The sequence below is a fragment of the Bacteroidota bacterium genome, from assembly GCA_016706255.1.
In the GTDB taxonomy this organism is placed as follows: Bacteria; Bacteroidota; Bacteroidia; order Chitinophagales; family BACL12; genus UBA7236.
Window position 1 is genome coordinate 17,917 of the sequence record JADJJZ010000015.1, and the last position, 20,552, is coordinate 38,468.

General features: G+C 35.2%; 17 protein-coding genes. 3 read left to right on the forward strand and 14 right to left on the reverse strand.

All coding sequences use genetic code 11. The features are described from left to right. Positions 1–92: 92 nt before the first annotated feature. Positions 93–1,733 carry a T9SS type A sorting domain-containing protein gene (locus tag IPI65_15775; protein MBK7442927.1) on the forward strand — a complete coding sequence of 547 codons (1,641 nt, stop codon included), beginning with the start codon at positions 93–95 and terminating at the stop codon, positions 1,731–1,733. 85 nt (positions 1,734–1,818) lie between these two features. On the opposite strand, the gene IPI65_15780 is transcribed toward IPI65_15775, so the two are convergent. From IPI65_15780 to IPI65_15815, 8 genes are all read right to left on the reverse strand, one after another. After that, complete coding sequence (locus IPI65_15780; protein MBK7442928.1) at positions 1,819–4,572, reverse strand: T9SS type A sorting domain-containing protein; 2,754 nt, start codon at positions 4,570–4,572, stop codon at positions 1,819–1,821. A gap of 99 nt (positions 4,573–4,671) precedes the next feature. Further along, a complete protein-coding gene (locus tag IPI65_15785; GenBank protein MBK7442929.1) occupies positions 4,672–6,996 on the reverse strand; it encodes a hypothetical protein in 2,325 nt (774 codons plus the stop codon). 14 nt (positions 6,997–7,010) lie between these two features. After that, positions 7,011–9,347 (reverse strand): hypothetical protein, encoded by a 2,337-nt coding sequence (locus IPI65_15790; GenBank protein MBK7442930.1) that lies wholly within the window; start codon positions 9,345–9,347, stop codon positions 7,011–7,013. After that, the gene (locus tag IPI65_15795) at positions 9,310–9,882 is read right to left on the reverse strand and encodes a hypothetical protein (protein ID MBK7442931.1); all 573 of its coding nucleotides are present in this window, start codon (positions 9,880–9,882) and stop codon (positions 9,310–9,312) included. The genes IPI65_15790 and IPI65_15795 overlap by 38 nt, the downstream gene beginning before the upstream one ends. 91 nt (positions 9,883–9,973) lie before the next feature. After that, positions 9,974–10,342 carry a hypothetical protein gene (locus IPI65_15800; GenBank protein ID MBK7442932.1) on the reverse strand — a complete coding sequence of 123 codons (369 nt, stop codon included), beginning with the start codon at positions 10,340–10,342 and terminating at the stop codon, positions 9,974–9,976. Positions 10,343–10,465: 123 nt separating this feature from the next. Then, positions 10,466–11,005, reverse strand: coding sequence for a hypothetical protein (locus IPI65_15805; protein ID MBK7442933.1), 540 nt, complete (start codon positions 11,003–11,005; stop codon positions 10,466–10,468). Between the two features lie 66 nt (positions 11,006–11,071). Next, positions 11,072–12,640, reverse strand: a complete 1,569-nt coding sequence (locus IPI65_15810; protein ID MBK7442934.1) for a PspC domain-containing protein — start codon at positions 12,638–12,640, stop codon at positions 11,072–11,074. Then, positions 12,637–12,981: a PadR family transcriptional regulator gene (locus tag IPI65_15815; protein MBK7442935.1), complete on the reverse strand. Its 345-nt coding sequence runs from the start codon at positions 12,979–12,981 to the stop codon at positions 12,637–12,639. The genes IPI65_15810 and IPI65_15815 overlap by 4 nt, the downstream gene beginning before the upstream one ends. 262 nt (positions 12,982–13,243) lie before the next feature. On the opposite strand from IPI65_15815, the gene IPI65_15820 reads away from it, so the two are divergent. Then, complete coding sequence (locus IPI65_15820; GenBank protein ID MBK7442936.1) at positions 13,244–13,822, forward strand: DUF4190 domain-containing protein; 579 nt, start codon at positions 13,244–13,246, stop codon at positions 13,820–13,822. 126 nt (positions 13,823–13,948) lie between these two features. Here IPI65_15820 and IPI65_15825 read toward each other — a convergent pair whose 3' ends face one another. Together IPI65_15825 and IPI65_15830 are read right to left on the reverse strand one after the other, a co-directional pair. Continuing rightward, on the reverse strand, positions 13,949–14,509 hold the full coding sequence (locus IPI65_15825; protein ID MBK7442937.1) for a hypothetical protein: 561 nt from the start codon (positions 14,507–14,509) through the stop codon (positions 13,949–13,951). 11 nt (positions 14,510–14,520) lie between these two features. Continuing rightward, complete coding sequence (locus IPI65_15830) at positions 14,521–16,191, reverse strand: hypothetical protein (GenBank protein ID MBK7442938.1); 1,671 nt, start codon at positions 16,189–16,191, stop codon at positions 14,521–14,523. Positions 16,192–16,461: 270 nt separating this feature from the next. Between IPI65_15830 and IPI65_15835 the strand changes: the two genes are divergently transcribed. Then, positions 16,462–17,166 carry a DsbA family oxidoreductase gene (locus IPI65_15835; protein ID MBK7442939.1) on the forward strand — a complete coding sequence of 235 codons (705 nt, stop codon included), beginning with the start codon at positions 16,462–16,464 and terminating at the stop codon, positions 17,164–17,166. On the opposite strand, the gene IPI65_15840 is transcribed toward IPI65_15835, so the two are convergent. The 4 genes from IPI65_15840 to xrtK all read right to left on the reverse strand — a co-directional run bounded on the left by IPI65_15840 (position 17,163) and on the right by xrtK (position 20,487). Then, positions 17,163–17,477: a hypothetical protein gene (locus tag IPI65_15840; protein MBK7442940.1), complete on the reverse strand. Its 315-nt coding sequence runs from the start codon at positions 17,475–17,477 to the stop codon at positions 17,163–17,165. The two genes, IPI65_15835 and IPI65_15840, sit on opposite strands and share 4 nt — an antisense overlap. Positions 17,478–17,565: 88 nt before the next feature. Next, on the reverse strand, positions 17,566–18,408 hold the full coding sequence (locus IPI65_15845) for an MSEP-CTERM sorting domain-containing protein (GenBank protein MBK7442941.1): 843 nt from the start codon (positions 18,406–18,408) through the stop codon (positions 17,566–17,568). Positions 18,409–18,422: 14 nt separating this feature from the next. Next, entirely contained in the window at positions 18,423–19,964 is a 1,542-nt protein-coding gene (locus IPI65_15850; protein ID MBK7442942.1) for an MSEP-CTERM sorting domain-containing protein, read from the reverse strand. Beyond that, a complete protein-coding gene (gene xrtK / locus IPI65_15855) occupies positions 19,942–20,487 on the reverse strand; it encodes an exosortase K (protein ID MBK7442943.1) in 546 nt (181 codons plus the stop codon). The genes IPI65_15850 and xrtK overlap by 23 nt, the downstream gene beginning before the upstream one ends. Positions 20,488–20,552: the final 65 nt, after the last annotated feature.

The window sequence follows — 20,552 nt, forward strand, 5'->3', positions numbered from 1 at the left end:
TCATTATTTTGACCACAGTAGTGTAACAAATCGGACTTTCGACGTTTGTTAGTTGTAACAATTCACTAATTTCGTAGGCTCAAAGTTATTTTATGAAAAGACACTCTTTATTTTTAGTAGGAATTATTTCAGCAAACCTGGCATTTAGTCAGACCACAACCTGGGAATCGGTTTACAATGTTTTGCAGACAAATTGTGGTAGCTGCCATATTGCAGGACATGAAAGCGGTTTGGATTTAAGTGCATCCATCAGCGAAGTGTATGACAATTTATACGACATTTCACCGGCCAATGCGACATCTGCCGGTAAAGGATACAAACGTGTATTTCCGGGTGAGCCATATAAAAGTTTTGTTTTCAGTAAAATAAATAACGGCCTTGCGCTTGATGTAAATCTCGGAGCAGGTGAAGGTGCAGCATGCCCACAAGGTGCATCTCCATTAAACAATAAAGACATCGAATTAATTCGTCAGTGGATTATGTATGGTGCTTATGAAAGTGATACTGCGGTAGACATAACATTGATAAATGAATTTTATGATAATGATGGAATTCAAAGTGTGCCATCTCCACCGGCACCTCCTGCAGTTGGCGAAGGATTTCAAATTCATTTTGGACCGTTCTTTTTATGGCCGGAAGCAGAACATGAATACTTCACTAAATTTTACACTCAAATTCCAACAGACCAGGAAGTGATTCGCGTAGATACTTATATGGGTGAATATTCACATCACTTTATTACGTATCGTTTTACAGATGCTTTCTGGACAGATTATACACCTTACGGATTACATGATGGACCGGACTTTGCAGGTATAGATTTAGTAACTGCAAATCAATACCCGCAAAATATAGTATTACCCGAAGGAACTGCATTTAATTGGGTTGATAATACGGTATTAAATTTAAATTCACATTATATTAATTACAGTCCCGACAAAGCATTAGCCTGCGAAGCTTATGTAAATATTTATACGCAACCTGTCGGAACAGCAATACAAACCATGTATTCTGTATTATTATCGAATCAAAGTTTTTTTGTGCCGAATGATGGTGCACCACATACAGATGTTGCTTCAGCATTTGAAACCGGACATGGTGATGATGAATTATTTGTTTGGGCAATGAGCTGCCATACACATAAATATGGTTCTGATTTTAATATTTTCAAACGCACTGCAGATAATGAAATGGGCGAGCAGATATTTGATGGTGCATGCGGCGCAACTGAAGGTGTACCGGGCTGTTTAGATGAAATTTACGATTATAAACATCCACCAACACGTTATTGGGAAAGTATGTTGCCAATTAAATGGGGAGAAGGCATTAAATACGAAACAACATGGGTAAATGATGGTCCTGAATCAGTTGGTTTCGGATTAACCAGTGCAGATGAAATGATGGTAATGATGTATTTTTTTGTAGATGATACAACCGGATTAAATTTACCAACGGCATTAAGTAATCACGAGTTGGAAAAAAATGCAATTAATTTATTTCCTAATCCCGCTTCAGATAAAGTTTATATAACTAGTGATATTAATTTATCAGGCGCAACAATTACAATTGCCGATATTAGCGGAAAAATTATTAAAACAGAACTTACTGAATCGATTTCAACGGGATTAAATTATTATCAGGTTGATATCAGTAATTTAATTCCCGGTATTTACTTGATGAATATTATAGATAAATCAGGTAATATCAGCAGCAGGAAGGTTGTTGTAGAATAAAATATATTTTATATTATTGATAAAAAAATGCGACGGATAATAATCCGTCGCATTTTTATTTATACAGATTAACACCTGAAATTTATTAATTCACTACAATTTTTTGTTTCACATCTCCAACACTAATGATATAAATTCCACTTCCCAATGTATTAACATCAATACTAATATTATTTTCTCCGATATTTAATTGTGTATTTTGAATATATACAATTTTACCCGTAATATCACTTAATGTGATATCAATAATTTTGCGCTCATCGCTTCGGTAAAATACATTTAATACATCTGAAACCGGATTAGGGAAAATATATAATTCACTTTGAACCTGACCGAATTTAGCAGGAACATAAATTGTTATTTTCGACGAGTTAGCGGAATAAACGCCATCGCATTTAGCTTTTACAAATATTTTATTGACAGTGCCCGGAATTAAATCGGTCATGGTATAAGTATTTGAAACGCTAGTATAATTGTAACTTAATCCGCCAACTTGTTTACGTGTTATTTTGTAACTATCAGCTCCCGGAATGGCCGTCCAGCTTACTGTTGCAGAGGTTGTAGTAATATCGGTTGCAACTAGTCCTGTTGGTGCATTACAATTATCGAGATTGCCAACATACAACCCATTACCAAAACTGGTTACCCAAACTTCATTGGTATTTAAAGGATTAAAAATTACACGGACAGGATGTTGAAATGGATAGTTCGGGTCTTTTGTAAATACGGGACTTGCAACGTTCAAATTATTTGTAATCCATAATCCTTCTGATTCGGTTGTTGCATACATGGTATTTGCATTATTCGGGTCGATGGTAATTGATTCAACGCGGTCTAATGCATTAATTTTTGTCCATGATGTTCCGCGGTTGGTTGTTTTATAAATTCCACCCAATCCATTTGGTGCACCACCCCAACCGGAAAATACTGCGCAATAAAATGTATTCTGACTTGCATCATTTGCATCAACAATTAAATCTTTAGTCCAATAAAACATGCCGGGGTCAGAAATATCTGTCCATGTTGTACCGCCATCAGTAGATTTAAATACACCACTGCTGGCAGTAAATACACCTGCTGCAGTTCTTCTTCCTGAATAAACAGCAATTAAGGTACCGTCATTTAATACATGAATATCGTAAGGGTGTCCTTCAGTGCGTGGAGGGTTAGATAATTTTGTCCAGGTACTTGCGGCGCCTAAATTAATATTTGAAGAAACATAAATTCCGCCGGTTGTTGAATTAATAACTGCGGCATACATTTTATTGGCAACAAGCGGATCAAATGCAAGTCGAATAACCGGATCTGCGAAATCGTGCAGCACGGTCCAGTTTGCACCATTATCTAAAGAAGTTAAAATTCTTCCAGTTGCGCCATTTATAACATCATCTTTTAAATACGTGCTTTGATACATATCATGTGCACTTGATGTTGCCGCATATAATTTTCCGCTACCGAAATTTTTAATTACATGGTAAACTGAATTTTCGGTAATGCCTGTAAAATTTTTATTCCATTTTGCACCCGCATCACCACTTCTTATTGCTGTGATATCGCTAAAGCCGACAAACATATTATTTGCATCGCTCCAGCAAATGCTCCAGCAGGAAGTATTTTCGATACCAACACCGGCATAATTTTTTCCTTTAACAATATCTACATTTATCGGATTTTGGTCAGCAGGATTTACATATTGTTGTTTCCATGTAACACCGCCATCATTTGTAAAATGCGGAAATCCCAAGCCGGTAATTACGGCAACATTTGAATTTGTGGATGCAACATCAAATCCTTCGGCAAATTCATCATAATACCATCCTTCATCACCATTATCACCCTGATAACCGGTGTAAATATTTTCGTTGTTATTAGTTAATAATACTGCTGACCATCCGGCGCCTGCATTTGTTGTTTTATAAACAATAGGATATCCTGTTGAAGAATTGCCGCCTGCCACATAAGCAATATCGATATTATTTTCGGCCATATCCACAAAAAATGGTTTATTTGAACCACTTATTCCAGTAGCTGCTGCTGTCCATGAAGCGCCAACGGCATAATCCATTTTGTAAATACTTTTATAGGAATTAAAATCTGCACCTGTAACGCCGGGATAAATATCAACTAAGTCGTAACCAACGATAAAAAATCGAGTTGTTGCTCCGGCTTTAGCACCTGCAAATGAAATTATTCCTCTACCTACCGGTAATCCGGTTAATGTATTGCTGGTAAATGTTGCACCATTATCGGTACTTACCACTAAATTTTTTGCAGCACCGATATAAACATTACTACCATCAAAAAACACGCCGCCAATATGTGCAGCACCACTTCCCATGTTGGTATAAATATTTGTAAAAGATGTGCCACCATTCGATGAAAAATAAATTCGGTTGTAGGATGCAATTACAATTCGTTGGGTGGAATTATCATCTGCAAAAATGGAATAACATTCGCCACCTGTTGGGTCGGTAATCGGATTCCAGGTTATTCCTCCATCGGTTGATTTAACCGGAAATGAAGCTTCTGTAAAAAAATCAAAATTTACGGCGTAACGGATGAGATTATCGGAGGTGAATTGCACTTTTGAAGTGGTTACCGATAATAATTCGTTAAAAGGCACTGTAGACCAGCTAACACCGGAATTTGTGGTGTGAAATACCTCGGTCATGTCGCAGCCGATATACATTTCAGCGGTATTTCCGGGATTCACCGAAGGGGCGAAAAGTGCTCCGCCTCCGCCAATACCGCGACTTTCCCACGTAGCGGGTTGAGCAAAAAGGGATTGAAAAAAGAGTGTGTGTACGGCAAGGATAAAAACAGGTATAAACTTACGCATACAATAAAATTTAGGTGGTTAAATGTAAAAAAGGTGTAATCAAGTAAAAATAAACAACTTTTTTTCATTCACCAATACCACAAAAGGGTGAGCTAAAGCTTAGTGATTATTTACATAATACTCAAAATAGGTGCATTCTTTAATAGCTTCTTTGTAAAAATCGGTTTCACTGAATTGATTTTTTAAAATGCTGAAATTGGTTTGATATTCCAGTTTAATTCCCGATTCATTTTCATAGTCATAATCATCGCTTCTGTAATATTCATTTTGTTCGCACTTGGCAAGCATAAAATAATTTAATGCTGCAAACTGTTTTCCACTACTTTGTTTTGCGGCTAAGGTGTAATATTTAATTGCCTGGGTCAAATCATATTGATCGTTATAATAGTAATAAAAACTATCGTCAGGGTCAACAGAATTTGTTTCACATCCGTGGCAACGGTAGTAATCAAGCGCGTTCCAGGCATTACCCCAATAAGACATATTATAATAAATATTGCCAAGCTGATGGTAAATTTCAGCGCTGTTTTTTGGTTCGGCGTTGGCTTTAGCCTGTAATTGTAAAATAGTTTCTGCAAGCGTTAATTTATTTAAATCAGTTGGGTAGGCAGAGAAGTCGCAATCGTGACAATCGTTGATATGAATGATAAATGGGTCTGCAGAAAGTGATGTAAGCACATCTTGCTGATTTTGTATTTTTTTGAAAATGGCTATTGCTTCATTTAATTTATTTTCCCGCATTAATAATGTGCCTTTTATTTCCAGCATAATATCTGCACCATAAGGATATTGTTCAGCTAAAAATGTTTCAAATGCCGATTTTTTAGTTGAAGTGAAAAAATCATACAGCTCATCAATCGGTGCTTTTTCCGGTTCTTCATAAATATCATAATATTCAACTGCTCTGGCACGACATAATTCGGCGAGTAATGAATTATTTGCGCTTAAATACATTTTCATCAAATTGAACATTACTATACGATAAGCATCACTTTTAAATCGGTTGGCATATTCACTTTGATCTTCGGCAACACTCAGCCATTTTAAATCGTCGAGTAATTGTTTTTCTAACGCAGGCGTTACTGATGATGCAAGATTTACTTTATTTAAAATAGATGTAATTTTTGCCTGTTGAATTTGTTGTGCATCACCTTTTGCATTTTGTAACGCCAACTCACACATAGCTTTACAGCGTTCCGGTTTTTGATCAATAAAATATAAAAATGCTGCTGTGTTGTACCAGAATGCCGGTGTTCGCATTTTGTTTATCTGAATCCCATTATTAATAACTTCTAAAATGTCAGCAATATCGTTGGGCTCCATTGAAATGTAATTATATTCGTCGGATATGTCTTCACTATTGCCATTCCACCAGCGCGTAGGCATAGTAGTGCGCTGAATTTTTTCTACCTCGCGTGCAAGTAAAACTTCCAGTTCTTTTGAACCCGGGTCTATTTTAAGCATTTCATTTAATGCAGGAACTGTTGAATTATTTTGATTAACACCGGTTAAAAACCACAACACATTTTTTTCATGATCATTTTTGCACATGCTCAAACATTTTTGCCATGTAGCTTCACTATCCATATAAAAATCGCGTTCAGCGCCTAATCTTCTGCTTAAACAATTATCAAATACCAATGCATTGTAATAACCGGCTTCAGCAAATTGATTTAATCGCCAATAAGCACCGGCCATTAAACTCATACTCCAATATTTAATTTGAGTATTGGAATTTTCGTTGGCTACATATTTATTATAAATATCGATACATTCCTGATACGATTTTGAATAATGCGCACAACGTGCAGCCTGATATGCATATCTCAATTTTATAAAAGGATCATCCGTTTTTTTTAATTCTTTTAATGCTTCTGATTTAAGTGATGCAAGTAAAGCAGTATCGCGTGGAACGGGTTCCCAGGAATAATCGGGTTGCACGTGTGGCTCAACAGTTTTTGCAAAAGTTAAATATTTAAACGAAGGGTCCTTCGGGTTATTCATCCAAAATTTAAGAACCCCATTATTCAGCCATATTTCGCCAACATTTTTGCTTTTTCCCTTCAATGCAATTGCAAAAGCGCTATAATCATCAACTGAGGTATTGTAAATAATAGATTGAATATCGTTTATTGGTATTCCTTTGAAATAGCTGCTCCATTCTTCAAGGTTTTGTTGAGTGCCATCAAATAAGGAAAGGTCGATTGTTCCGCCTAATGAACTCCAATCGGTATTAGGGTCGCCGTTGTAGTAATGTTCGGAGTAATAAAACGGGAATAACTCCGGTAAACCAAGCATTTCCGAATTGAAGGGCGAAAGATTTGACTCATCGATGTCGTATCCCCATGAACAGGTATTTGCCAGTTGAAGCGGGAAAATGCAACCCATACAGGTAAACAATATGTAAAACGGAATGGCTTTCATTCCACAAATTTATTTTAATGTGTTGTATTTACATAGTATTTGAAGTACTTACATTCATTGATTAAGGCTTTGTAGAATTCGGTATTATTGTAGTTAGTGTTCAAATCGGCAAAACTTTTCTGGTAGCTTCTTTTACGGCCATTTTTATTATATTCATCATAATCTGATGACAGGTAATAAAATGTTTGTTCACATTTTGCCATCATAAAAACGTTTAATGCAGCAAATTCTTTGTTGTGTGTATTGAGTACCGCCTGTTTATAATAAAACAGCGCATCACTACAATTATCTGTACCAAAAAAATGGCAGTTTTCGTTGTAATATTCATCTTCAGATGTAAAACAATAATCATTTTTGAAGTGACTTCCGGCATACCAAGTATTCCCAAATCGGGAAGTGTTATAATATACATTTCCAAGTTGATTGTAAATACTATCCAATGCGACACCCGGTTGTTTTAGCTCCTTATTTAATTTGATTACGCGATTACAAATATCAAGCTTTGTCATTACCGTTTTATATTCCGGGGAAGCATAGTCTATTCCTAAGCAATCGTGAATAGTGGATTTAAAAGGATCGAGTTTGATTCCGAAAGTTTTTACTGTTGCGGGATTTTCAATTTGCTCCAGATATAATTTTGCTTGGTCCCAGTTTCTTTTTGAAATATTTATTGTGCCAAGTAATTCATATAGTTCGTTTTTACTAAACCCTGCCATTCGTAATAAAAATTCATCAAATGGTGTGGGTGTTTTGTTTTCATAAAATGGAACGAGCTTTGTTAAAACATTTTCATCCGACTTATAGCGAAAATCAAAGCTTGTTTCATATATTGCAAAACACAGGGCGTTGCGTGCAACGTCGCCATTTTGTTTATACAGGTCACTCAGTTTTTTCATACTTAAGCGCAATGCATCATTATTATATGTTGTTAGCCATTTATCTGACTCGCCATTTTTTTTAAAAGCAGCAAGCCATTCCAACTCAGGAAGAACTTCATCAATTGCTACGGAAGATATTTTTTCCATGCTGTTAATTTTATTTAACAACAATAATCTTCTTATTTGGTCATGTAGTTGAATGCTGATGTCTTTTATTTGAAAAGCTTCATTAAGACAGCGTTCACTTTCCTTATAATTTTTATTTAATGAATACACATATCCAAGGTTACATAACCAGTAGGCTTTGTTTTTAATTTCATTATGCTGAACTGCTTCGTTGAGCACTTGAATTAATTTATCAGGGCTTGTATAATGTGGACGGGTAATTTTCCAGTTTTGAAAATCACTATATTGATATATGTAGGGCAAATTACGCTGCGGCAAAATATTTCGCTGATATCGTTCAATTTCGCTGGCACAAAGCACTTCCAAGCCCACATGAGTTGGAGCAAGTTGTAACATTTCGTGTATACTTACGATGGCTGCATTTTTATTTTTTACACCGGTTAAAAACCAAAGATTGGCCTTTTCAGTGTTGTTTTTACATGCATTTAATGCAGCGTGCCAAATGGAATCGTTGTCAACATCGAAATCATTAAAACACACATCTCGTCGGGAAGGGCACTTGGTAAAAATATCGGAAAGTATTAATAATGCTTTTGGTTTATCATACGCATAGTACATTCCGGCAACATGCACTTCTGCCCAATAATGTAGAACGGAAGTGCTATCATTTTTTAGATATTTTTCAAATGTTTCTAGTGACTTTTCGCGTTGGTTGTTAACTCTATATTTTCTAACCAATTGATAAGCATAACGGGTTTTTAAAAATGGTGTTTTACACTTTGAAATTTGATTTTCACAAAATTTAATTTGATCCGTTAATGAATTTTCCTTTCGGCCTGCTGATTTATTTTGTTCATAATCGTTTTCTTTTTCGGCGGGTGGAGCAATGTAATTCATATATTCCAAAACATCCAATTGGGTTTTACAACACCAGGCTTTTACTAATGTATTGTTGGCTAATTTTTCAGATAATGGACTCGTGTCGTCGGCTAAATAATCTTTAATAGAATCAAAGGTGTTTTTATTAGAATTATAAAGCAATTCCCTTAATTCATTTTCGGATATTTTGTGATTGAAATACACACTCCATTCATTTAGAATTACTAATTCTTCGTTGATTCCAAAATAGGGATAATTCTTGTTATAAGTTGTATCCGGCGCAATCGTTTCATTTCGCGAGGAATGCAAAAAAGGGTAATAAGAAATTGTATTGTCAACACATTGGTCATATGGTTTTATAACAGACTCATTTCCCGGCCAATAATGTAAACACGCATAAGCAATCGAACAACATGAAATCGCCAAACCACTAATTAAAATCGTCAAAAATTTTTTCGAAATTTTCATGGGTATAATTTTGTAAAATAATTGTGTCAAGATGATATAAAATGATATTTCTATCGGCAGGAGGAAGTTCCTTCGATAACTGTTGTGCAGCCTGTAAAGTTAATTCGGGGGTCATGGTTTCAAGTTTTAAAATATTGCCTTCTACAAAAAATTGACCGCTGAAATAAAAATTGCTTTTAGCTGCATACAGGTTTTCACTTTTTTTTATAAAATACTTTTCATCTACCTGTGCCGGATAAAGGGGATAAAATATTTTCATTAATTCCTGTCCGTCAAACAACAGGCCCCAACTATAACAGGGCAATGCAGCATCCAAAGGAAGCGGGTATTCGCTGATACGGTTGGTGTATAATTCTGCTGTGGCAGCATCATAAATGGAATTTTCAGCAGAAATATCTTCAATATTGCCCATATTGTAAAACATAAGCATACCGCGGTTTACCGGTGGAATTCCGGTTTGTTCGGCATATTTTATCTGATGTAAACGTATGGTTGCACTCCACAAAGTATTTTTCCAGTCGGGAAAATTTTTCATGGTACTGATTAACAGAAAATAATTTTCGCGGGTAGATTCGGTCCAGTCGCAATCAAGTTGAATTTCCTGAGGCGTTGTTATTTTATTTGTCTCAATAACACCCTGAATCCGTTTTGAAATTTTTTTGCGCGAGCATTGTCGTTTGAGCTGAATCCAGGTGTGACAGGGTTTCGTTTGTAATAAATACTACCGGTATAATTTCAATGCCCGCGGGTATTTCGGATGAAAAATGAATATCTGCAACCGGTGATGGCTGGGCTGTAGCCTTATCCCAATTAACATCAAAAAATTTTACGTAGAGTTTATTTATTTCAAGTGAGGTGAGGGTGTTCAGGGTTTCATTAGAAAGCGTAAAATCCTGCTGCCAGTAATAAAAACACCTGTTTACTATAGATTTATCTTTATTACAGCCGATTAATGAAAATGAAAAAATGCAAAATAACCCAATCCACAAACGCATGAATCAAAGTTCGGAAACATTTTGGTAATTGGCCATCAAACCCGGGCATAAAAAAATCCCCGCCGTAGCGAGGATTATAACACATATTAAATACATCTTTATAAATAAACCTGCTAAACAGGTTTAATCATCTTCTTCAGCATCTTCACCTGCTTCTCCCCCTCCTTGCTCTGCTGCATTATTTGCCGGCGTTGTTTTGCTGCTGCCGATATTTATTTCACCCCGTATTTCACTATGACGTATTTCACCACCGGTTAAACCAACGTAACTCATATATCCCGAACTGGCAATGGCACCAACAAAAGTTGCAATCAGTAAAAATTTAGCAGCTTTTGGAAATTTGAGTTTTGCAATTCCTGCGCAGGCAGCAAAAATGCCGGTTATTAATATAATTTTTAAGCCTATAGATGCTGCATCTTCATGTGTATGTATACTTTGATGGGACACACCTGCAATTTCTTCAACCATTTCTTCAGCACCTTCACCGGTGTTATTTGCAATAATTGCCGTAACAGCACCGATTATTAAAAGCAGAAATGCAGCATTATTGAGGTTACTTTTTTTGAACACTAAATTCAAAACAAGGAACAGTGTGCCCATTATACTAAGTATAATCGGGAAATGGTTAATCAAAAGGTGCCAGTGGGCGGTACTAATTTGCATAATATTCATTTTTATTTAAAGTTATAAAATTAATTATTTCACTTTAAATATGCCTTATTTGAAATATTAATTAACCGGTTTTAAACCTGTTGATGTCATTTTGAGTTTGTTGTTGAATAATTCAATGTCTTTTAACCCGGCAGTATATTCATTGTGGTCGAGATAAAAATCCAGTGCATCATCGATCACAATATTTTTATTTTGCGGAACACGGATTAAAATTTCCACCGATTGATCGCGCCATTTTTCAGTTTCACCTATTGTAACTAATGAAGGAATATTGATTACTGAATCAGATGATTGAATTACGTTATAGTTAAAAAATTGTGCATTGTTTTTTGCATTGGCCCGGTCGTAACCTCTTGCTGTTTTATTTATTATAACAACAAATGCGGTGTCCAGACTTTTTTCTATTTCTATATTTATTTGTTTAAATATCAGACTGTCGTCTTCATGATCTTTTTTGATGCTCCAGTTTACAATTGAATTGTCGCTTAAGGGTAATTTCACAGACTGCAGTTTTACATACATGGTTTCCGAAACCGGTTGTGTTAATTGTAATTTGGCGCTTACAGCTGATTCATATTTAAAATTTCTGCCAATGGTGATGCCGAGGTAAATTACTACCAATAAACAAGCGGTCCATAATAAACCCAATGAGGCGCTTACAAATTTTGTTTTGCGTTTAACACCCAACAGATATTTCACACTGGAAAAAATAATTCCGATAAGCGGGATAATAAACAATGCTATAGCACAGGTAATTAACAGCCAAGCCTGGTCAGAGCCTTCGGTAATGTGATTGCCAAAAAATTGAATTTCTGAAAAGTCGCTACCCCAGTTGGTTAATAATTCGATACCGGTTACAACAACAATTAAAAGGGAAACAATTAATGCACCGAATACAAATATTTTTACGACAGTTTGAAAAACTGGTCTCAGTGTTTGAGCAACGTCTTCAATAAAATCGCCTGCATTACGTTTAGTTTTGTCGATATGCTCTTTTGAAAAAGTTTGTTTTACTTCTTCACCAAATTCATTTACTTTTTTACCAAATTGTTTGGCACCGTCTTTCACTGTTTTTTCGATGTTATTGATATCGATTTTTTCACCGCGCATTTCTAATTTTTCTGCTGTTGTTTTTGCTTCAGGAATTATTGCCCAAAGAATAATATATAACAGAAACCCTGTTCCGGCTGCAAAAAATGAAACTAAAAAGGCTAAACGAATCCACAAAGGATCAATATCGAACCTTGCTCCGAAACCTGCGCATACACCACCTAATACATTATTTTCTTTATCTCGGAAAAATTTACTGCCACCGGTTTTATAAACAGGTTCTTCGTAGGTATTTGTTTTTTCGAATTGTTCTGTATTTCCGTCGAAGTCTTCCGGTTTTCCCATTACGCTGATTATTTCTTCAACGTGTTTACCGGTAATAGCACCACGTTCACCAACGCGTTCATACATGAGTTCGGCAATGCGATGTTCAATATCTTTTATTATTTCATCCCCATCGGGCGAATTTTGATATTTTCTGCGGATACTATTTAAATAGTTATCCAATTGCTGATAGGCAGATTCATCTATCTGGAATACGACGCCACCAATATTTACATATAATAGCTTGTTCATTGTTGAGAGGTATTTAAGGTTTTTGTGTTGATTGATACAGCATGCGCTAATTCATGCCAGGTTTTATTTAATTCAGTCAGAAATAATCGGCCGTTATCAGTCAACTGATAATATTTGCGGGGTGGTCCTGAATTACTTTCCACCCATTTGTAGCTTAGAAGTTCCATTGTTTTTAATCTGTTAAGCAAGGGATATACGGTTCCCTCAGCTACCAACAAATTACTTTCCTTGAGCCGGTTAATCACATCTGTCGGGTAGATCTCCCCTTCATTTATGATGGCCAGGATACAATACTCCAGCACACCTTTTCGCATTTGAGCCTGAGCATTTTCTACATTCATGGTGCAAACATAGTGCATAAACTTGAACTATGCAATACATAGTAGCATGTTTATACTGGTTCTAGGCGTTAAATTTTTGTTAAAATGGCATGTAAATTGCCTGATTGTAGTGTAATATATTGATAATCAAGTAATTATAATTAGATAAAAGACAGCGCTTTGGTCAAGAAATTGATAAAAATATTTTTTTCGGCACGCCAATTGCGCAAGCCGCAGACAACTTATTGGGTAATATTCCTATCTTCATAGCATAATACCACTTATGAAGACAGCTTTATTTTACGCTTTAATGGCTTTATGCCTGGTTGGTTGTAATTTGGAACGTAACCTCCAACAAACTGCTGTTTACGAGCCGGTTGTTAGTGCAGTTCAAAGTGACAGTCATTCAACTCCTATTATTACAATGGGCAATCAGCCCTCCGGAATTGAAGCGGTGGAGCCAATAGCAGAATCAACTGATTTTTACACAGAAGCACCTGTTGCAAGTATTGTTAAAGAAGAGGAGGAAGCAATAATTGAATCACCTAAAGCCATAAAATCAGAACACACAACCACAAAATCTATATTTGATTATAAAATTCAATCACCTGATCAGGAAGTAAATACGAATGCAATAATTGGATTTGTACTCAGTATTTTCCCTGTAATACCCGTAATTGGAAATATTGTAGGAATTGTATGTTGTATAAATGCGCTGAATGAGATTAATAATAATCCTGATACTTATTCCGGTAAAGGTTTGGCAACTTTTGGATTGATATTAAATATTCTTTCTATGGTTGTATTAACCGTGGTAATTTTGTTTGCTTTAGGCATTTTGGTTTTTAATCAGACACCCTGATTATTTAATTATCATGAAATGCCATAATTAGTTTAAAGGTTGGCATTATCAAAGCCTGGTTTGGACCATCATCAACTAATCCGCCACTATGATGCCAATCGCCAATAGGATAACCATAAGTAAAACCTAATTGAAATCCCCATCCAAACCCACCGGTTTTTCTTTTTCATATTTGTCGTTGCCGGAAAAAAATATGGTATTAATTGCCGCGCTGCCAACAACACTGTATTGAATTAAATTGATTTCCTGGAAATGTGAATCCGTTATTTGAGTTGCAGAAACAGTATTCGTATTTACCGCATTTAAAGTTTGTAAACCAAACCCTAAACCGACAATAGGATAAATTTTATACTTTGGTTTTTTTATCATTTGATATCCGAATAGCACCAGATAATCATTTGAAAACTGATTAACCTGTAACGAGTCGACATCTATTTTTGCACTAAACGATACATTAAATGAAAGACCAAATAAGTATTTGTCTTTTCCGCTCATTATTTCACTTCCCAAAATAAAATGATGCGGTGTAATATCGTTTTCAATCTCCGGAAAAAATACAGATGCCGTATTAATATCAGCATAACCATAACCTAAATTCAAATTGAAAACGCCTGAAGTAACATCATCTTGTGCAATTAAACATCTGGAAATTACTGATAGCAACAAAATAAATAAAATTCTTTTCATGTGATTATTATTTAATGTCGTGTAGATAAACCGATTGTTAAACCCATTCGCACAATTGGACTAAAACGTGTAGGGGTTCTGTTTTCAAGTAATGGATTATTTAGTAAATAAATATCATTATCATATTCAATTCCACCGCCGTCAAATTTATTATAAGCGGCACCTATTCCGAAAAAATAATCTACCATGATAAAATTTTCTTCAACATGACCTCCATAATTCAACATTAAATTATAGGATGTTTCGGTTGGGGTAAAAGCGGCCTGATATAAATACGTAACACCATCGGCAGTAAACACATCGCTGGTGGTAGGTAAATAATTGCGTTGTACAATTTCGAATAAAGGACCGGCAAATACGCCTTCACTATATTGATCACGGTCACCAAATTTAAATGCGATATGTGCGCGATATCCATCCCAATAAGTATCATATCCATCGTAATCGATATCTTTTATGGTAAGATCATCGTATATCACATGATTTAAATTAATGAGTTTGTAACTGAATTCAACTCCTATATTGTATAATCCAAAACCAAACACACCGCCATAATCGCGATATTTATTATATCGAATAATTAATGGTAAAGGATAAATTCCGGCATATACACTAAAATCGAGGTTATCGCGACGCGCCTGTTTAGCCTGCTCCTTTTCATATTCGCGTTGAATTTCAGCTGCCGCGGCTTCACAATTATTTGACCTTTCTGTAGCTTCATTTCCTTTTGAAGTATTACCATAACGATACCACTTTGTTGCTATATCGCGCCAGCCGGCACAATCGGTACTGCCTACTCTTGATTCTTGTTGTGCAGTTGCCAATAAACCCAATTCATTGTTATTACTTGCATTTGCAACATCATATGCCTCAACTATAAATGTGTAATCATAATATCCGTTGTTAAGTGCTTTTGTATAAAATGGTGCAGCACGCTGGTAATCACCAATACTTTTTAATGCGCCACCTGTTTTGGCGTAAATCTGACCGTCTTTTACTAATTGCGGATTAGCTGTTGCAAGATTATTGATGAAATTAATTCCTGCTGCATAGCCATAACTTTCTGTTTCTAATACAATTGCTTTTTCTGCTTCACCAAGCGTATTATAAACGAGTATTTGGTTAATTGCCATATCAGCCGATTGATTATCGTATTTAGCAATAATTATGGCTGAATTAAGGTATTTTGTTGCGATAATATAACGATACCAATATATATCAGTTCGGTATTCAGTTGTGTAATCAAAAACCATTACTTTTTCTGCAAGTGCCATACCTTGTTTATGATTACCAACAATCATATACAGTTCACTTAAGGATGCCATAAATTCTAAAATGGTGGGAGCAGCATTTTCCCATGCTATTGAATAATTTTTATTTTCATATTTATAATTCATTTTAAAATCACTTGGTTGAAAGGCCAACATCGATGATTTAACTACCTCAAATAGTTTCACTGATTCCGTATTATTGCCCACACGCCCGTACAAATAGGCAAGTTCATGCGTAGTCATTGTTTTAAAGTAATTAGCAACTTTTATATTGTCTGCACTACCAATTTCAATCACCTGATTCATGGCAGCATATATGGCATCATGTTTTACGGTAAATTCCCGTAGGAGAGATGCGGTAATATCTTCATTTTTTAGCCCATTTGTTGCGTCACGGTAGCGATTGTACATATGTACAGCAGAATCAAGCTGTGTATCGGCAGCGGTATAATTTAAAGTCTGGGCGAAAATTGTATCTCCCCAACCTAAAACAAATAAACAAACAAAGGATTACTATACGGTGTATGCGCATATTGGATATTTTAGGCAAATTTAAATGTAAATTCATGATAGCACTAAAACTGATTGTTTTAAATACGGGGAAAATCCAATATTGCAGACATCGTTTACTGAAATGAACTATTTGGGTTAACATTGCTGTTAAATATTAAAATGAATTCAATGCAGGTAGAAATTTGGTCAGATATCATGTGCCCTTTTTGTTACATAGGGAAACGCAGATTTGAAAAGGCTATGGCGACATTTAAAGATGCCGGAGCTATTGAAGTAGTATGGAAGAGTTTTCAATTGGACCCAAATCAGGAAGATTTACCTGGGAAAAGTATAAATGAATATCTGGCAGAGCGCAAGGGCTGGACAGTTGATTATGCCCGGGAAATGAATAAATATGTAACCGATATGGCAGCCGCTGAAGGTTTAACCTATGATATGGATAAAGCTGTTGTAGCCAACTCATTTAATGCGCACCGTTTAATTCAAATGGCGAAAAAAGCAGGCCTCGGTGATGCTGCAGAAGAAGCATTGTTTTATGCCTATTTTACAGAAGGAAAAAATATTAATGATGAACAAACCTTAATACAAATTGGTGCAAGTATCGGTTTAGCAGAGCAGGCAATTCAGGAAATGCTGGAGAGCGGCATTTATGTAAATGATGTTCGTGCCGAAGCTCAGGAAGCAGGAATGTTAGGGGCACGGGGAGTTCCGTTTTTTGTATTTAACCGCAAATATGCAATATCCGGTGCTCAGGCCACTGAGGCGTTTACACAGGTATTAGATACTGCATATGCAGACTGGAAATTATCGCAAGCAGGAAAAATTGAAGTTGTTAATGATGGTGATATATGTGCTGTTGATGGGGATTGTTAAAAGATTTTAGACAATAACTTTTTTCGTTTTTTGATTCCCAATATTGCGAGTCCTGCAATTAGTATTACAAAAACATTAGGTTCCGACATCATTTGCGGGTCTTCGCCCATGTTTTCTGCGTTGGTGCCGGCTAGTATTTGTTTCTGTTTTTCCAAAAGCATTTTTTTCTGACCCTCATTTTCTAATGAAATAAAGGCAGTAACAGGTGTTAAAATACCTGAAACAAAACTGTTGTAAACTGATTCATCCCAACTTTCGTTTGCGAGATATGGATATAGTTGGAGATATCTGTTTGCGGCCTGAAAAAACAAACCGTTTTTCCAGTTTTTTTTCCAGGTTTAAAATCTTCATAATTGTAATTTTTGTAATCAAATACAATATCACTTCCCGGTTTCGTGCTTAGAAATTGTTTTGGATATTTATTATCCTCATAAATATAACATGGGATTGTATTACGGCAGTCCAATTGAAGTTGAATCTACGGGTAAGTGGAAAATGAAAAAGATTATGCTTGTATATGTCTTGATTACTTTTTAAATTGATAAAATAGTCAACATCTGGATAAGCAAATTGCATATCACTAAAATCGCTGTTGATATAAGCTTTTTCTAAATCATCTGAACAAACGATAAACATTGGAAATGTTTCATCAGGATGCATATAATTATCATAAATTGCTGTTCTGATTGCTCTGTCCATAAAAAAGCCACCTTTAAACGAAGCGGATTTTATTTTTTCTTTGGTTTCTTCAACATATGGAAAGGTAGAGATATTATAATTTACCAATGATACCATTGCCCCATTTTTTCCTTCGGGATATTTTTCAATAAAATCATCGATTGCACTTTCAATATTATTTTTTTTAGTCCTTTCAGAAATGTCGACAATAAAGTGATAATAAGGCCTCCTTTGCGTTTTAGGTAATGAATATTTAACTGATTCAGGAATATAAGCAACCTGATTAGTGGATTCAATAATATTGTTATTTATAACATCTCCCTGTTGCCCTAAACTAATTGTGTCGCCATCCAGAAAAATTGTTTTTGGCTCAGCATGTATAAAAGTAATTCCGGATTCGCGCAATTCATTTTTTGCGAAAGGGAATATTTGTAATGCCATTCGTTCACCTGTTATATAATGTAGAAAACCAGGATCCTTTCTGGTGTTTACAATTTGGTTGTAGGTCCATGTTGCGGCTTTTTTTTCTGCTAATATTCCTTTTTCCTTTATATCACCAATCATTAAATAATAGTCGGTTATGTAGCAGCGGTAGGTAAATCAAAAACGGAAAAATATTCCAACTGATTATTCCAGCCTTGATTGGTTGAATCAGGTGCTTGGAAAAATAATTGAACATTGCTGGTCCAATAACCTGTTGCCGGATCAAAACTGCTGGCAACCAAATGTTGATCAAGTTTTACATTATCTGTTGTAAGTGGTTCGTTAATTACAGTTGGCGGCTCGGAGTTTAATAAAATAGATTTCAACGCAGCACCTTTATTAATTGAAATAGTTTTTGAATCAAGAATTATGGTATTAAAATACCAAGAAATTATTGGTGTTCCATTTTTATTTGTGCGGCCACTCAAAAATCCGGGATATGATTGTTTAACTTTAAAAGCTTTTATAGTTTTTGTTAAATTTATTGTTGCGTTTTTTTCATAATTCGGGTTGTCTAAATAATCAATTGCCGTTAACATTTCCTTTTTATTCGCGGCTAACTGTTGATGCATAGTAACCGGTATAACAAACAAACAACAAATTAAAATTGCGCGTAAATAAGGTTTGCCAATATAATTTTTAAGGTAAGCAATATCATTGATTAAAACCTGACAGTGAATGATAAATAAAAGAATAGGCGTTAACATCAGCAATCCTGCACCCACGGCTGCAATGAGCACTACCGAAAGTGGTGCATATGGCAGAAAAACGATAAAAAAGTATATGGTGAAGGCAAATAAAATACTTCTTGCAACAAATACTACAATTCGAAGTGTAAGATTATTCCCAAAAGGAATTGCTAATAAAAGACCATTTAAAATGGCTAAAATAAAATACCAGTAACTACTAAAATTGCCAAAATAATGTGCATCGTCCGCGCCATTTAATACCAACCCTAATAATGGCATAAAAACTCCAAAAAACATTACAAACGGTGGACTTGTAATAAATGATTCACTTTTATTTTTGTTATAAGAAAGATAAGATGCTCTGAGCATATGGTAAACAACAAATAATACTGAAACAACAATTAAAATCGGGCTAAAAATATCAGGGATAAAGTCTAATCTATTTGTGTTTATATCAGAAAAAATAAGCAAAACAAACGCATAAAATAAGGGTATCGCTATCACAAAAGCGATACTTCTCCCGGCATCTTTATTTTCAGTTTTGTTCAGCAATACTACGATACCAAACAAACTATAAAAACAACCCGGAATTAACAAAAACAGCATCGTTTCATTAACCGGTAATGTAATGCCAAAAACATTTCCATTATCCAAAATATCTAATAATTCGAAATGTATAAAGAAAAACACTTCCAGCACTGAAAAAGTTAAAATAAAAATGAATGCTGATAATGAGATATAACTTTTGCGCTTAATTTTATAAATGACATAGGGTATAATAATAATCAAATAACTGGCAGCACCAATTAATATGCTTAATAAATCCTCGAAAGTATAAATTGGCTTAGACTGGTCGGTATAAAACAACTGCAAGGTAATGGCGAAAAATAATAAAACAGGAATTACAGACAATAGGATTGCCCATTTAGGTTGTTGTGCTTTGTTCATTGGGTTGGTTTTTTGAGAAATAATTTATAGCCAGTTTATGCATTATGATTAAACAAATAAAGTAAACTAAAAGTCCGATACATTGATGTAAGATTAAATGTGGCTTGGGCTCCAGAAGAAGGTCGCCAATACGCTGACCCAAAATGCCCGATAAAACACGCGCACAATTCATGATCAGGGTAATGGGATAAGAAATCATTATTATAAATAATAAAAAGAATAATTTAGTAAACCACTTAGTGTAATATTTATTAAATTGAAAATATAACATGGTAATACAAATCATTAAAAACGTAAAGCCGGAGCAAGTAATGCCGATAGCTATATGGGGCTGATCAAATATGTAACCGCTGTCGGGATTAAAATAATAAACGCTACCTGTAAATAGGGCGATTAATTTTGAAGTAGGCAATAATAACCAGTTAATTTCTGCAGGAGTGGCTTGATTATACCAAACCTGACAAGCAATCAATAGAAAGATGCCGGAAATAAGCTGAATAAATGCAAAACGATTCCCCTTCATTTCTGATGGTAGCTGATTTAAAATTAAACGGAAAAAAAGGGCGGATATTATATTAGAGCAAGCTT